Raw genomic sequence first — 15729 nt, 5'->3', positions numbered from 1 at the left:
CTCAATTAACATCAATTTTAGTTGTAATTGGAATTATTTCCTCTCCTTGGTGTTGGGGTAGGGGAGATGCAACTGCAATTCGCCCGAGTAAACGAAAACAATTATTAACATATAAAATAAAAAAATGTCTAAACAAGAAAAACTATCATTCGATGTGTTAATCGAAATTCCAAAAGGAAGTAGAAACAAATATGAATATGATTTTGATTTGAAAAAAATACGTTATGATCGTATGATTTTCTCTTCCATGATGTATCCAGCCGACTACGGTTTTGTACCTGAAACCTTAGCATTAGACTCTGACCCTTTGGATGTGTTGGTTTTGGTTTCTGAACCAACTTTCCCTGGTTGTGTTATGGAAGTTAAACCATTGGGAGTCTTCCATATGGCAGATGAAAAAGGGCCTGATGAAAAAATGATTTGTGTACCAGTTTCTGATCCAGTTTGGAGTAAATTAAACACCTTAGAAGATGTTAATCCACACTTGATAATGGAAATTGAACATTTCTTTCAAGTGTACAAAGATTTAGAAAAAAAGAAAGTAGCTGTCAATGGTTGGGGAAATTTAGATGAAGCAATCGAGATTTACCACGAGTGTAGAAAACGCTATGAAACGAGTGAAAAGAAATATTCTATTCGATAATTTAATAAAAATATAAAATGAAAAATACAACTTTAACCGATGTACACATTGCTTTAGGAGCTAAGATGGTTCCCTTTGCTGGGTATAACATGCCTGTTCAGTATGAGGGGGTAAATATCGAACACGAAACCGTTCGTAATGGTGTTGGAGTGTTTGATGTAAGCCACATGGGAGAATTTTTCCTAAAAGGAAAACATGCTTTAGATTTAATTCAAAAAGTAACCTCAAACGATGCTTCAACGTTATTTGACGGACGTGCTCAGTACAGTTGCTTACCAAACAACGAAGGCGGAATTGTAGATGATTTAATCGTTTACAAAATAGCTGACGAACATTATTTACTGGTCGTTAATGCTTCAAATATCGAAAAAGATTGGGACTGGATTAGTAAACACAATACTTGGGGTGTGGATATGGAAAATGCTTCTGACCAGTATTCTTTATTAGCAATTCAAGGGCCAAAAGCCATAGAAGCAATGCAAAAACTTACACCTGTGAATCTTGGGGACATTAAATATTATCACTTCGTTATTGGAGAATTTGCAGGAGTTCAAGACGTGATTATCTCCGCAACTGGCTACACAGGAAGTGGAGGAATTGAAATATATGTTAAAAATGAGCATATTAAATATGTTTGGGATAAAGTTTTTGAGGCAGGAGCTTCATTTGGTATCAAACCAATTGGACTAGCAGCACGGGACACCTTACGTCTGGAAATGGGCTTCTGTTTGTACGGAAATGATATTGACGATACCACCTCTCCAATTGAAGCAGGACTTGGTTGGATTACCAAATTCAACAAAGAGTTTGTAAACTGTGAAACCATCAAAGCACACAAAGAAAACGGTGTAAGCAGAAAATTGGTAGGTTTTGAAATGCAAGAGAAAGCAATTCCTCGGCATGACTACGAAATTGTTGATGCAGATGGCAATATCATAGGAAAAGTTACCAGTGGAACCATGGCGCCATCACTGGGCAAAGGTATTGGTTTAGGCTATGTACCTACTGAATTTTCCAAACCTGGAAGTCAAATTTTTATCCAAATTCGTAAAAACAGAGTACCTGCCACAGTAGTCAAATTACCGTTCTACAAAGTATAGGTTCTAAAAAAAGAATTTAAAAAAAATATTCAAAAATCTTGGAATACTGAAGCAAGCAAATAAATTGCGTACATTTAATAAGTTTTAACACTTTGGTAATTCATAAATTAAATGTAATTTATCAAAAAAACTTGAATAAATTCTTAAATCAACATACCTAAACGGAATTAAAAAATAAAAACATCATTATTCATGATTGTTGTAGTTTTTTGGTTCCGTTTTTTTTTGGGGTACTGCTCACTGTTACCTATAGAAACTAATAGATAAGAACGATAAAAACTTTTTTTATTTATAAAACACACAATAACAATAATTTAATCAGTTAAAAAGGATATAAACAGAATATACCTTTGAACTGCTTATGCTATACGGATAAGGTATAAAGAGCATATGTAGAGCCGCTTCTTTTTTAGATTTATTCAAAATAGCAAAAAAGTGATTAAAATCATTTTTTTTACTGATTAAGATTATGTACTTTTGCCGCATCTATTATTCTGAATTTGATTTAACAATGAGTGTTATTTATATGTTAATAACTATAAGTATTGCTGTAGCGTTACTATTTTTCTTTCTGTTCATAACGGCAGTTCGTCGTGGTCAGTTTGATGATAGTCATACCCCAGCTGTGCGTATGTTATTTGAGGATGAGCTTGTTGGTTCGGAAGACACAGAAAGTAAACAATCTAAAACAGAGAAACTAACAGATAATTAATTTCAATAAATAATGGAGAAGCAACAATTTTACTATGACAACAAAATTGTAAGGAAGTTTCTTTTCGCTACCCTTGCTTGGGGAGTAGTGGGAACATTAGTTGGGCTTTGGTTAGCCTACCTATTTTTATTTCCGAATATGTCGAATGAAATTCCATGGTTGAGTTTCGGACGACTGCGTCCATTGCACACCAACGCGGTGATTTTTGCGTTCGTGGGTAATGCGATTTTTGCAGGGGTTTACTACTCTATGCAACGCCTTTTGAAAGCTCGTATGTACAGCGACTTTCTAAGTAACCTTAACTTCTGGGGGTGGCAACTCATCATCGTGGCAGCTGCTATTACTCTTCCGTTGGGTTACACTTCTTCCAAAGAGTACGCCGAATTGGAATGGCCTATTGACATTGCTATTGCTGTGGTTTGGGTGGCTTTTGGAGTGAATATGATTGGAACGCTTCTCAAAAGAAGACAACGCCACATCTATGTTGCTATTTGGTTCTACTTGGCGACATTTGTAACCGTTGCTGTGTTACACATATTCAATAACTTAGAGCTTCCAGTGACCATGTGGAAATCCTACTCTGTGTATGCAGGAGTACAAGATGCTTTGGTACAGTGGTGGTATGGACACAATGCGGTTGCGTTCTTCTTGACAACACCTTTCTTGGGACTAATGTACTATTTCGTTCCGAAAGCAGCAAACAGACCTGTTTATTCTTACCGTCTATCAATTATCCACTTTTGGAGTTTGATTTTTATTTACATTTGGGCAGGACCTCACCACTTATTGTATACGGCTCTACCAGAATGGGCTCAGAACTTAGGTGTTGTATTCTCTGTGATGTTGATTGCTCCGTCTTGGGGAGGTATGATCAACGGATTGCTAACTCTTCGTGGAGCTTGGGACAGAGTTCGTGAAAATCCAACTTTAAAATTCATGGTTGTTGCTATCACAGGTTATGGTATGGCAACTTTTGAAGGGCCTATGCTTTCATTGAAAAACGTGAATGCTATTGCACACTTTACTGATTGGATTATTGCTCACGTTCATATAGGAGCTTTGGCTTGGAACGGATTCTTGGCATTCGGTATGATTTACTATATCGTTCCTAAAATGTGGAAAACAAACCTTTACTCAATGAAATTGGCTAACTTCCATTTTTGGATAGGTACACTGGGAATTGTTTTCTATTGTCTTCCGTTATACGTGGCTGGATTCGTTCAAGCATCTATGTGGAAAGAGTTTAATCCAGATGGAACATTGGTTTATGGAAACTTTTTGGAAACCGTAACGCAAATCATACCAATGTACTGGATGCGTGCTATTGGAGGTACATTCTATGTTACAGGGGTAATAGTAGGAGCTTATAACGTTATCAAAACCTTGCAAACAGCTCCGAAATTACAAGATGAATTGGCAGAGGCTCCTGCATTGACAAAAATAAGCAATGGTAGATTGCAAGGAGAAACTTTCCACACTTGGTTAGAAAGAAAACCTATCCAAATGACTATTTGGGCTACGGTTGCGATCTTAATAGGTGGTGTCGTTCAAATTGTTCCTACTATTTTTGTAAAATCTAATATTCCAACTATTTCAAGTGTGAAACCCTATACTCCATTAGAGTTAGAAGGTCGCGATCTTTATATTCGTGAGGGGTGTGTCAGTTGTCATAGCCAAATGGTACGTCCGTTCCGCAGTGAAGTTGAACGTTATGGTGAATATGCAAAGGCGGGTGAATTTATTTATGATCGTCCATTCTTGTGGGGAAGTAAACGTACAGGTCCAGATTTGTTACGTTTGGGAGGAAAATACTCTGATAACTGGCATTTCAACCATATGTATGATCCAACAAGTACATCACCAAACAGTATAATGCCTGCTTATCCTTGGTTGACAAGAAATAAACACGACCGAAGCGATATCGAAGCTAAGATGCGTGCTTTAGTTAAGTTAGGAGTTCCTTACACCGAGGAAGATATTGCCAATGCTCACGCTTCTATGGAGGCTCAAGCTGCTAAAATTGAGCAAAATCTGCATAATGATCCTGATTTCGTGAAACAATACGAAGGGGCTAAAGCAAGTGCTCAACAAGCAGGAAAAGAATTTGTTCCGATGAAAGACCGAGAAATCGTTGCTTTAATCGCGTACTTACAGCGATTGGGAACAGATATTAAGTTGGAAAAAAAGTAACAAACAATGCTCAAATTTATTAAGGAACATATGGCGACGATTGATGGGATTGAGATTTTTCCCATCATATCTTTCCTGATATTTTTTATCTTTTTCTTAGCACTCTTCTGGTGGGTGTTCGGATATAAGAAAGAAACTATCGATACGATGAATAATATTCCTTTTGATAATGATGAGGACGAAAATAACAATACCTTACAATGAAAAAGAATTTAATACCATTTTTACGAGTAGTAACCATCGTTGGTGTTGTGGCTCTTTTCATAGAGTTGCTCTATGGAACTAAAGAAAGTACAGCATTTGCTAAATACTATCAAGTTCCGTTGTTTTTGACTTTCTTGTTCTTCTTACTTGTTTTTACAGAAGTAGTCTTGAAAGCAGTTCAGAACCTGATTTCGGGTATCAAATCTAGGTCAGGTGCAGAAGAAGGAACGCTTTGGCAGCGTTTTTATGCAGGAATGGTGGAACAAGTGCCTCTTGAAAAAGAGGGAGATATCCTTTTGGAGCATGAACACGATGGCATTCGTGAATTAGATAATACTTTACCACCTTGGTGGGTGTACCTTTTCTATGCTACTATTGTGTTCATGGTTATTTACTTGGTACGATTCGAGGTTCTAAAAGATGATAATCAAATTGACGAGTATAACAAAGATGTAGCTCGTTCAAAAATTGAAGTTGCAGAGTATAAGAAAAATAATCCTTTCGAAGTACGCTTGTTGGTAGATGATGCTTCAGTTGTTGAAGCAGGAAAAAAAGTATTCCAAACCAATTGTGTTGCATGTCACGCAATGGATGGTGGAGGTGGTATCGGACCTAATTTAACGGACGACCATTGGATTTTAGGAGGAAATATCAAAGATATCTACAATACTATATCAGAAGGTGGACGTGATGGAAAAGGAATGGTTGCTTGGAAATCACTATTGAAGCCTACTGAAATTGAGCAAGTAGCAAACTATATTAAAACACTGAAAGGAACCAAACCTGCAAATCCAAAAGGACCTGAAGGTGATCTGTACACCGAGTAAAAGTGTTTTCAAAACTTAATATTGGCAATAGGGAAATAGACCATATTCGCAATCGGATAAAAGCTATTGCCTATTGCCTATATTTTTTATTAAAAAAAGAACTCGAGTGGAGTTTTGTTTCATGGCAAAATCTTACAAACGACGGATGCTCCACCATCGCATTTAAAATCCTTTTATCAAAAATAGATATTATATTTCTTCCCAAAAGAAGCAAGATTCTCTATAAAAAACACTACACATGGAAGAACAAGATAAAGAAATATTCCGAGATTCCATCGGAACCATTGACAAGGAAGGAAAAAGGGCATGGGTATTCCCTAAAAAACCATCTGGACGTTTCTATAGATATAGAAAATACGTCAGCTATGTACTTTTGATTTTTTTATTGGTCAGCCCGTGGGTGAAAATAAACGGTAACCAATTTTTGTTGTTTAATATTCTCGATCGTAAATTCAATATCTTCGGATTGCCTTTTTGGCCACAAGATTTCTATCTATTTGTGATTTCGATGATTATCGGAGTTGTGTTTCTTGCACTTTTTACGGTTGTTTTCGGACGTATTTTTTGTGGATGGATTTGCCCACAAACCATATTTATGGAGATGGTTTTCCGTCGTATTGAATATTGGATTGAAGGAGATCGAGGTTCACAAATGCGACTTGATAAACAGGCATGGGACAAGGAAAAAATCAGAAAAAAAACACTCAAATGGAGTCTATTCTTTTTGATTTCTTTCTCGGTAGCAAACACTTTTTTAGCATATTTAATAGGTTCTGATGTTTTGTTAACCTACATCAAAGAAGGCCCAATAAACCACTGGGGAACGTTCATAGCATTGTTTATATTTACTTGTATTTTTTACTTCATTTTTACATGGTTCAGAGAACAAGTATGTATAATAGCTTGTCCTTATGGACGCTTACAAGGGGTTTTGTTGGACAATCGTTCTATCATCGTAGCCTATGACTATGTTCGAGGAGAATCGGATAATGGACGTAAAAAATTCCGAAAGAATGAAGATCGTCAAGCCTTGGGACATGGTGACTGTATTGATTGTATGCAGTGTGTACATGTATGTCCAACAGGAATTGACATTAGAAATGGAACTCAATTGGAGTGTGTGAACTGTACGGCTTGTATCGATGCTTGTGATGAGGTAATGGACAAAGTTGGTTTCAAGAGAGGGTTGATTCGTTTTGCAAGTGAGGAAAACATAGCTAAAAAAGCTCCTTTCAAATTTGATTTACGCATGAAAGGCTACACAGCTGTACTTACAATTCTGATTGGAATACTTATAGGAATGCTATTCATCAGAACAGATGTTCAGGCTGATATTTTACGTTTGCCTGGACAACTATATCAACATGAGGAAAATGGAGTGATTAGCAACGTTTACACTTATAAAATTATCAATAAAACTACTCGTGATTTTGAAAATGTAACGGTTAAAGTGGTTGGTTCTTTGGATGCTGAAGTAGTTATCGTCGGTAAAAATTCTATTTTCGTCCCAAAACAAGGTCTGGCGGAAGGTACACTATTCGTAAGAATAAAAGAATCTTCCTTGAAAGAAGAAAAGTTGAAGGTTCTTTTGGAGGTATATAGTAATGGCAATAAAATCGGTTCAACAAAAACGATTTTCTTAGGGCCAAGAACATTCCGATAAAATATAGGATTTGCTTTTTTGAATAATCATAAACTTTTAAAAAATGTTTTGATAAGGATGAAGGGTTGTTCATAGGAGGCTGTCTGAAAAGTTTGATGACATTACTAAATTGGAGGTGATGTAAAAAGTATGTTGCCTTAAAAAAGAAGTTTTTTTGTCAGGCTGAGCGTAGTTGAAGCCTCGTAATTACAGGGCTTCGACTACGCTCAGCCTGACAATCAGAACTAACATTATACTTTTATAACACTATCTTGATTTTAGTTATTTGATAGTAAAATATTGAAAAACAATAGATTGTTTTTTGGGACAAATCTTTTTGGACAGTTTCGAACAACATTCAATAGCCGTAAGAATGAAGAATGTTTCGCATCTATAACGAAACCGTACAGGTAAAATAAACATTTTTTCATGTGTAAGTAACACCACTAAAATCTAAAAGCAAACAATGAATTGTCACAGTAAAATAGAACAAAAAACTAACTCCTTAAATGTTTAGAAAAGATTATATAAAACGACAAATAGACCTGTTTTTTCAAGAACTGGCAAACCTTTTGAGTAAGAAAGTACCCAAAGAGGAAAAATTAAAAGAATTGGCAAATATGTCAGAGCGGTTTACGGGTAATTTATTAGTACATTTGCAGGAAAGGTCAGCAGAGGAATTGGTAAATACCTTTGAAAATGATTTGGATACGATAGAAATCATTTCAGAATTGTTATATCATTCCGAAGAAGAGAATACTAAAAATAATCTTTTAAAGGTAAAAAGTCTTTTGTTTTATATAAACCAAAAAAGTGCTGCTTTTTCGCTCAATAGAGACCAAAAAATGCAAGAAATTGAGCGAAAATTAAAGGAATTGTAATGTAGAAATGTTTGTCTCACTGTAAATATGCGATTTATTAGAGGCTTATTGTATAAAGCAAAACACGAAAAGGTCGTATAGAAATATTATTTACCAATTTTAAGAGACTGTCCGAAAAGATTGACTTTTTCGGACAGCTTCAATAAAAAAACTGCCTAAAAAATTTCCAGACAGTTTTTATTTATTTCTAGGCATTGTATTTAGCCCGTAATTCTTTTGCTGTATCAACCATTGCTACAAGAGCCTTTTTAGTCTCTTCCCAATGGCGGGTTTTAAGTCCACAGTCAGGGTTAATCCACAAGTTACGTTTTGGTATCACACCAATGGCTTTTTCCATCAAGAAAGTCATCTCCTCCACCGATGGAACTCGTGGTGAGTGAATGTCATAAACTCCTGGTCCAATTTCATTTGGGTATTTAAACTCCGCAAATACATCTAATAATTCCATTTGCGAGCGAGAACATTCAATCGTAATTACGTCAGCATCCATATCAGCTATTGCTTCAATCATATCATTGAATTCGGAATAGCACATGTGCGTGTGAATCTGTGTGCTATCTTCCACACCTGACGCCGAAATACGAAACGCACGAATTGCCCAATTGTAATATGTTTCCCAATCCTTACGGCGTAAAGGTAGCCCCTCTCGAACCGCTGGTTCATCAATTTGAATTACCTTGATACCTGCTTTTTCTAAATCAACCACTTCATCACGAATTGCCAACGCTATTTGGGTACATGTTACCGAACGAGGTTGATCATCACGAACGAATGACCATTGTAAAATTGTTACAGGTCCCGTTAGCATTCCTTTTACAGGCAGTGAAGTTAACGATTGAGCAAACTGTGACCAACGAACCGTCATTGGAGTTGGACGAGAGACATCCCCATAAATAATTGGTGGCTTCACACAGCGAGAACCGTAACTCTGTACCCAGCCAAACTTAGTAAATGTATATCCTTTGAGTTGCTCTCCAAAATATTCCACCATGTCATTGCGTTCGAATTCTCCGTGAACCAACACATCAATTCCTGCATCCTCTTGGAAACGAATTGACTCTTCGATTTCTTTTTTGAGTAATGTTTCATATTCTTCTAATGGAAGCACACCTTTATTAAAATTCGCTCTCCAACTTCTAACCTCCTGTGTTTGAGGGAAAGATCCTATTGTTGTTGTAGGAAACAGTGGTAATTTTAACGCTCCTTCCTGAATAACTTGGCGTTGAGCAAATCCACTCTTACGATGTGCATCTTTTTCAGTGATTGCTCCTACGCGTGATTTAACATCCTCATCATGAATCAACTTCGATGTCTTACGATTATCATTCGCTTTTTTATTTTGAGTCACTGTTTCTCGTTGAACTTCAGTTAAATCATTAGTTACTAAAGATTTAATTGTTGATATTTCAACTAATTTTTGTTTTGCAAAAGCTAACCATTGTTTGATTTCAGGAGTAAGTATCTTTTCGTTATTCTCATGTTCCAAATTACAAGGCGAGTGTAACAAAGAACAAGAAGATGCTACCAACACGCGGTCAATACCCAAAGCTTTTTGAACTTTTTCAATCAAAGTTACTGATTTTTGGAAATCGTTGATCCAAACATTACGCCCGTCTACAACTCCAAGAGATAATTTTTTATCTTTTGGTAATTTAGATAATATTTCATCTAATTGATTTTCAGCGCGAACTAAATCAATATGCAATACATCCAACGGAAGACTTAACGCTAAATCAGTGTTATCTTCCAAAGCTCCAAAATAGGTTGTTAAAATAAATTCTGTAGTAGGGAACGCTTCTTTCAGAATAGTATACACCTGTTTATAAGCCTCTTTTTCAGTTTTTGTAAGGTCAAGTACTAAACAAGGCTCGTCAATTTGAATAGTTTTTGCTCCAGCATCTACCAAACTCTGTACGATTTGTTTGTACACAGGTAACAAATTTTCAACCAGTTCAATTCTATGGAAACCATCCTCTTTTTCTTTCCCTAAAAGCAAATATGTTATAAGACCTAAAAGCACAGGCTTCGTTTCAAATCCATTGTTTTTTGCGAATTGATATTCTGCAAGAGCTTTGTTATATCGCAATTTAAACGATTGATTTTTAGTAAACTCTGGAACTAAATAGTGATAATTCGTATCAAACCATTTGGTCATTTCCACAGCCGTGATATCAATGCCATTCTTTTGGTAGCCTCGTGCCAATGCAAAATAAAGCTCCATGTCCGACAAATTGTCAATAGGAGCAAATCTACTTGGGATTGCATTTACCGAGAATGAAAAATCTAATACTTGGTCATAAAAGGAAAAATCATTGGAAGGCAACAAATCTATATTTGCTTCTTTCTGTAATTTCCAATTGTGAATTCTGATGGTATTTGCCACATCAAACAACTCATCTTCTGATATTTTTCCTGCCCAAAAAGCTTCGTTTGCTTTTTTAAGTTCACGTTTTTCCCCTATACGAGGATAGCCTAATAAATTGGTTTTCATATAATTCGTATGTATTTTTTTGTTTATTGTTCTAAAAAACTATGCTTCAGTACTATTCAATTAAAAAACTTTGGAAACAATGTCTACAATATTGTCTGATTTGCCCATTGAATAGTAATGCAAAGTAGGCACTCCCCACAGTTTCAATTCTTTACTCTGTTCGATAGCCCATTCTATTCCAACTTGTTTTACATCTTCGTTGGTTTTACATTTTTCCAATTCGGATACTAAAATTTCCGGTAAGTCGAGTTTGAACACTTGTGGCAACAAATTCAGATGTTTCTTTGTAGTTATAGGCTTAATTCCAGGAATGATAGGAATATCAATTCCCATGAGCCGTACTTTTTCTACAAATTCGAAATACTTTTGATTATCGAAAAACATCTGGGTAACAATATAATCCGCTCCGGCATCTACTTTTTCCTTCAACCGAGCCAAATCAAACGTCATTGAAGGAGACTCTATATGTTTTTCAGGGTAACCAGCAACTCCCACACAAAAATCAGTTCCATAGTCAGTCTCTATTACATCATGCAAAAACTTTCCACGTCCTAAATCTTTGATTTGCCTGACCAAATCTACAGCATAGGTATGACCATCTTTGGTCGGCTCAAAATAACGTTCCTCTTTCCGAGCATCGCCGCGAAGTGCCATAACGTTGTCGATTCCCAAATAGAAGCAATCTACCAACAAATATTCCGTTTCTTCTTTTGTGAATCCTCCACAAAGAACATGTGGTACGGTATCTACACCATATTTGTATTGAATCGCAGAACAAATCCCTACCGTTCCAGGACGCATTCGAGTAATTTTCTTTTCTAACAGACCATTAGGATGCTGTTTGTAAAAAAATTCCTCCCGTGAAGTGGTTACATCAATAAAAGGAGGCTTAAACTCTATCAAAGGTTCAATATTTCGGTAAAGTTCTTCAATACTATTCCCTTTTTTAGGAGGAACTATCTCAAAAGAAAAAAGTGTCTTCCCTTTGGAACGAGCAATATGTTCGGTTACTTTCATTTTTGTGTTAAGTAAAAAATTATGTTCACGGGGCAAAACTACGAACATTTTTTTATACTTCAAAATTATTTTAGAAAATAAATCCGAAAAAATTTTATATTACTATTTGTTTCATTGATTTTTTTAATCAAAAATAGAATATATTTCTTTTGTATTTTATTTGTGCAGAAATAACATACATTTAGAGTTAGTATTTTGACCATATATGAGAAAAATCTTCTTTTTTGCAGATACCAAAAAAAACATTACTTTTGCCAGATTGATGAGGCTCATTCAAAGGATTAGGACGCAAAAAATCAAAGTATTGAGTCCGAAATAATGAGAACTAATTAAAAAAATATAGCTAATGCATATTCATTTTACATCCTATAAGGATTTTCAAGCGGATTTAGTTTCTGAACTTTTAGCAGCTAATCACACCATTTCAGAAGGTGAATTAATAAATAAAAATGCTGATTTTGTAGTTATTAATAGAAGTAGTAAAGCAAATAGTGACCTCGAAAAAGAAGCCCAATTATTAGGCTTAACTACAGGAACGGAAAACGATTTTTTGCATACTTTTTTTAAAGATAAAACACGTGTAGTAATTGCAGGTAAAGGAAAAGAAAACGTGTTAAAAACGGTAGTACATACATTTGATTTTCACAATATTCCATTAAGTTTTTTTACCGAAAACCCAATTAAAGGAAAGTCTTTTCGTCTTTCAACCCATGCCGAATTTGTACTTTTCGACGGAAGTGAGGAAATAAATTCAATAGTTGACAAGCATCCAAAATATCTTACCTATCAACCTACTTTGGCACTATTAGAGAGCATCTCAGTGGATACAGAAAATTACGCCACTTTTGTGGATAGCATTACCAAAGGGGGGATTTTGGTATACAATGAAGAATGCGAGAATGTAATGAAAGTTGTGCAAAATACCGAGAATCCAATACGAAAAATAGCTTATAAAACTCCTGATTATGAAGAAAATAATGAATCTTTTTTCCTCATTACGGATGAAGGAGAGTTACCTCTGAACATTACCCAAAAAGAGGAAGTCCGTTATGTAGAAGCCGCCAAATGGATTTGTCAGAATATGGGAATTGATGCGGCAGATTTTTACGAAGCAATTGCTTCAATGTAAAAAAACAAATCGATCGAACATTCTGTCGTACGTAGTTCGTAGTTCATACATAACAAACTGAATACAAAATCATTAGATAGCATAGCTCGTATAGAAAATGATTACATTAGAAAATAAAAAAAAGGTAGCTTTTTACACGTTGGGTTGTAAACTGAATTTTTCAGAAACTTCCACCATAGCACGTAGTTTTGAAAACGAAGGTTACCAACGTGTTGATTTTGAAGATTTTGCAGACATATACATCATCAACACCTGCTCAGTTACAGAAAATGCTGACAAGCAATTCAAACAAATTGTACGTAAAGCATTGAAAATAAACGACAAGGCTTTTGTTGCAGCTGTAGGATGTTATGCTCAACTGAAGCCTGCAGAATTAGCAGCAGTTCATGGCGTAGACTTGGTACTGGGAGCAAAAGAAAAATTCGACATCACTCAATATATTGATGATTTGACCAAAAATAATGAAGGTCAAGTACATTCATGTGAAATTTCGGAAACAGATTTTTACGTGGGAAGCTATTCCATTGGCGATAGAACTCGTGCTTTTCTAAAAGTACAGGACGGATGCGATTACAAATGTACGTATTGCACAATCCCAATGGCACGGGGAATTTCACGTAGTGATACGATTGAAAACATTCTAAAAAATGCTCAAAAAATATCCGAGCAAGGAATTAAAGAAATTGTACTAACAGGCGTAAATATAGGTGATTACGGAAAAGGAGAGTTCGGGAATAAAAAGCATGAACACACCTTTCTGGACTTGGTACAAGCCTTAGATAAGGTCAAAGGTATTGAACGATTGCGAATTTCGTCTATTGAGCCGAATTTACTCAAAGATGAAACTATTGAATTTGTTGCAGGGAGCAAAGCTTTTGTTCCTCATTTTCACGTACCTCTCCAAAGTGGAAGCAATCATATCTTGAAAAAAATGAAGCGTAGGTATTTACGAGAATTATACGTCAGCCGAGTAGCAAAAATCAAAGAAGTGATGCCACATGCTTGTATTGGAGTGGATGTTATTGTTGGATTTCCTGGTGAAACTGACGAGCTTTTTTTAGAAACATATCACTTTTTGAGTGAATTGGATATTTCGTACTTGCATGTATTCACATATTCAGAACGTGACAATACGGAGGCTGTACTAATGGATGGAGTTGTTCCCGACGAAGTGAGAGCTAAACGTAGTAAAATGCTTCGTGGTTTGTCTGCTAAAAAACGTAATAATTTCTATGTAAATCAGTTAGGAACAGAAAGAACTGTACTTTTTGAAGGAGAAAACAAACAAGGTTACATACATGGATTTACCGAAAACTACGTGAAAGTGAAAACGCCTTGGAATCCAGAGTTAGTCAACACATTGCGTCGAGTAAAACTCACTAAAATTGACTCAGATGGAATGGTTCGATTTGATTTTGTAGATAATCCATAACATAAACATCTGACAAATAAAAATTTATTAAAATTTATAGCTAACCTTATTTGCATAATTCTTATATCTCTTTTAGATATTTCAGTTATGATCCTCCTACTAAAACATCAAAAGTTTCTAAGTAAAATGATGATTTTTTTCGTATATCTGACTGAATTTAACTAAAATTTTTCCATTACAAATGAAAAAAAATCGCCTACAACAACTACAAGCCTTTGAACGACTACTAGATATCATGGACGACCTCAGGGAAAAATGTCCATGGGACAAAAAACAAACACTACAATCACTTCGACACCTAACGATTGAAGAAACCTATGAGTTAGGAGATGCCATTTTGGATAATGATTTAAACGAAGTAAAAAAAGAATTAGGTGATTTATTGTTACACATTGTGTTCTACGCAAAAATAGGTAGTGAAACCAACGATTTTGATATTGCCGATGTGGCAAATACGGTTTGCAATAAACTCATTGAGCGACATCCACATATCTACGGAAATGTGAAAGTTGAAAATGAGGATGATGTTAAACGCAACTGGGAAAAAATTAAACTTAAAGAAGGTAAAAAAAGCGTATTGGAAGGCGTACCAAAAAGTTTACCTGCTTTGGTTAAAGCCACACGCATACAAGATAAAGTCGCTGGTGTAGGCTTCGATTGGGATTCTATTGATGGTGTTTTTGACAAAATCAAGGAGGAAATCAATGAATTACACCATGAAGTTACTCACAAAAATAAAGAAAATATCGAAAAAGAATTAGGCGACGTATTTTTCAGTTTAATCAATTACAGTCGATTTTTAAAAGTAAATCCCGAAGATGCCTTAGAAAAAACGAATAAGAAATTTATCAAACGATTTCAATACTTAGAAAACAAGGCTCAAGAACAGCACAAATCACTAAAAAACATGACCTTAACTGAAATGGAAGCATTTTGGCAAGAGGCTAAAAAGTTTGATTTGTAAATTCCTTTGTAAAAATGCGAAATTTTGATTTTATCAAAAATAACTGTTAACCTTTTTAATCTCATCTCTTAACTGATATCCATAAAGCAAAATTCCTCCTTAAGGCTGATTTTTAATGGCTTGTCAGTAAACATTATCTAAGGTTTACAGATTTTACAAGGAACATACCCTTGTTCGATAGCTGTTTTTCTGTTCTTTAACTTGGTTTTATTTTTATCTTTTATCTTATAAACTGAATTACAGTCAGTTCTGTGAAACTTTTTAGTATTTCGATTACCTACATAACTCTGCTGAATTTTTTCAACACATCCAATAACCGACTCATTACCATCAAGTGGAGCTACTTGTCGAATAAATGAGAGGTTGAAAATGAAAAGTAAAAAGAATATTTTCTTGAACATAGATTAATTTTATAGACTCCACGAAGGTACAAAAAATACTGATAAAATTCAAGTTTAAAACTTGTATCGTACTACAAAAATCCAATATCTTTGCGG

The 15729-nt window shown here is 35.3% G+C and carries 14 protein-coding genes; 11 read left to right on the top strand and 3 right to left on the bottom strand.

The genetic code is table 11. From position 1 onward, the window contains the following. The first annotated feature begins 124 nt into the window (after positions 1-124). From CGC49_RS01950 to CGC49_RS01915, 8 genes are all read left to right on the top strand, one after another. The gene (locus CGC49_RS01950) at positions 125-643 is read left to right on the top strand and encodes an inorganic diphosphatase (RefSeq protein ID WP_042007953.1); all 519 of its coding nucleotides are present in this window, start codon (positions 125-127) and stop codon (positions 641-643) included. A 17-nt stretch (positions 644-660) separates the two neighbouring features. Then, complete coding sequence (gene gcvT / locus CGC49_RS01945; protein WP_095893283.1) at positions 661-1743, top strand: glycine cleavage system aminomethyltransferase GcvT; 1083 nt, start codon at positions 661-663, stop codon at positions 1741-1743. 511 nt (positions 1744-2254) lie between these two features. Beyond that, positions 2255-2455: a cbb3-type cytochrome oxidase assembly protein CcoS gene (ccoS, locus tag CGC49_RS01940; RefSeq protein WP_042009732.1), complete on the top strand. Its 201-nt coding sequence runs from the start codon at positions 2255-2257 to the stop codon at positions 2453-2455. 12 nt (positions 2456-2467) lie between these two features. Then, positions 2468-4645, top strand: a complete 2178-nt coding sequence (ccoN, locus tag CGC49_RS01935) for a cytochrome-c oxidase, cbb3-type subunit I (protein WP_042009730.1) — start codon at positions 2468-2470, stop codon at positions 4643-4645. A 6-nt stretch (positions 4646-4651) separates the two neighbouring features. Continuing rightward, positions 4652-4849, top strand: coding sequence for a cytochrome c oxidase subunit IV (locus CGC49_RS01930; RefSeq protein ID WP_042009728.1), 198 nt, complete (start codon positions 4652-4654; stop codon positions 4847-4849). Beyond that, a complete protein-coding gene (locus tag CGC49_RS01925) occupies positions 4846-5676 on the top strand; it encodes a cbb3-type cytochrome c oxidase N-terminal domain-containing protein (RefSeq protein ID WP_042009726.1) in 831 nt (276 codons plus the stop codon). Before CGC49_RS01930 ends, CGC49_RS01925 begins: the two co-directional genes overlap by 4 nt. A gap of 238 nt (positions 5677-5914) precedes the next feature. Then, positions 5915-7339 (top strand): cytochrome c oxidase accessory protein CcoG, encoded by a 1425-nt coding sequence (gene ccoG, locus CGC49_RS01920; protein ID WP_095893280.1) that lies wholly within the window; start codon positions 5915-5917, stop codon positions 7337-7339. A 488-nt stretch (positions 7340-7827) separates the two neighbouring features. Then, positions 7828-8199 (top strand): hypothetical protein, encoded by a 372-nt coding sequence (locus CGC49_RS01915; RefSeq protein ID WP_095893279.1) that lies wholly within the window; start codon positions 7828-7830, stop codon positions 8197-8199. Between the two features lie 187 nt (positions 8200-8386). On the opposite strand, the gene metE is transcribed toward CGC49_RS01915, so the two are convergent. Both metE and metF read right to left on the bottom strand, forming a co-directional pair. Then, entirely contained in the window at positions 8387-10690 is a 2304-nt protein-coding gene (gene metE / locus CGC49_RS01910) for a 5-methyltetrahydropteroyltriglutamate--homocysteine S-methyltransferase (RefSeq protein ID WP_095911726.1), read from the bottom strand. A 60-nt stretch (positions 10691-10750) separates the two neighbouring features. Then, positions 10751-11707, bottom strand: coding sequence for a methylenetetrahydrofolate reductase [NAD(P)H] (metF, locus tag CGC49_RS01905; RefSeq protein ID WP_042009719.1), 957 nt, complete (start codon positions 11705-11707; stop codon positions 10751-10753). A gap of 346 nt (positions 11708-12053) precedes the next feature. Here metF and CGC49_RS01900 point away from each other — a divergent pair, with 346 nt between their 5' ends. From CGC49_RS01900 to mazG, 3 genes are all read left to right on the top strand, one after another. Next, entirely contained in the window at positions 12054-12836 is a 783-nt protein-coding gene (locus CGC49_RS01900) for a hypothetical protein (RefSeq protein ID WP_042009717.1), read from the top strand. A gap of 97 nt (positions 12837-12933) precedes the next feature. Next, positions 12934-14268 carry a tRNA (N(6)-L-threonylcarbamoyladenosine(37)-C(2))-methylthiotransferase MtaB gene (mtaB, locus tag CGC49_RS01895; RefSeq protein ID WP_095911725.1) on the top strand — a complete coding sequence of 445 codons (1335 nt, stop codon included), beginning with the start codon at positions 12934-12936 and terminating at the stop codon, positions 14266-14268. A 181-nt stretch (positions 14269-14449) separates the two neighbouring features. Beyond that, positions 14450-15232 (top strand): nucleoside triphosphate pyrophosphohydrolase, encoded by a 783-nt coding sequence (gene mazG / locus CGC49_RS01890; protein WP_095911724.1) that lies wholly within the window; start codon positions 14450-14452, stop codon positions 15230-15232. A 137-nt stretch (positions 15233-15369) separates the two neighbouring features. On the opposite strand, the gene CGC49_RS01885 is transcribed toward mazG, so the two are convergent. Continuing rightward, on the bottom strand, positions 15370-15633 hold the full coding sequence (locus tag CGC49_RS01885; RefSeq protein WP_042344983.1) for an Ada metal-binding domain-containing protein: 264 nt from the start codon (positions 15631-15633) through the stop codon (positions 15370-15372). Positions 15634-15729: the final 96 nt, after the last annotated feature.

The organism is Capnocytophaga sp. H4358, from assembly GCF_002302515.1.
GTDB lineage: Bacteria > Bacteroidota > Bacteroidia > Flavobacteriales > Flavobacteriaceae > Capnocytophaga > Capnocytophaga canis.
Note: the sequence above shows the minus strand (reverse complement) of the source record. Positions and strands in the feature narration are given on the sequence as shown.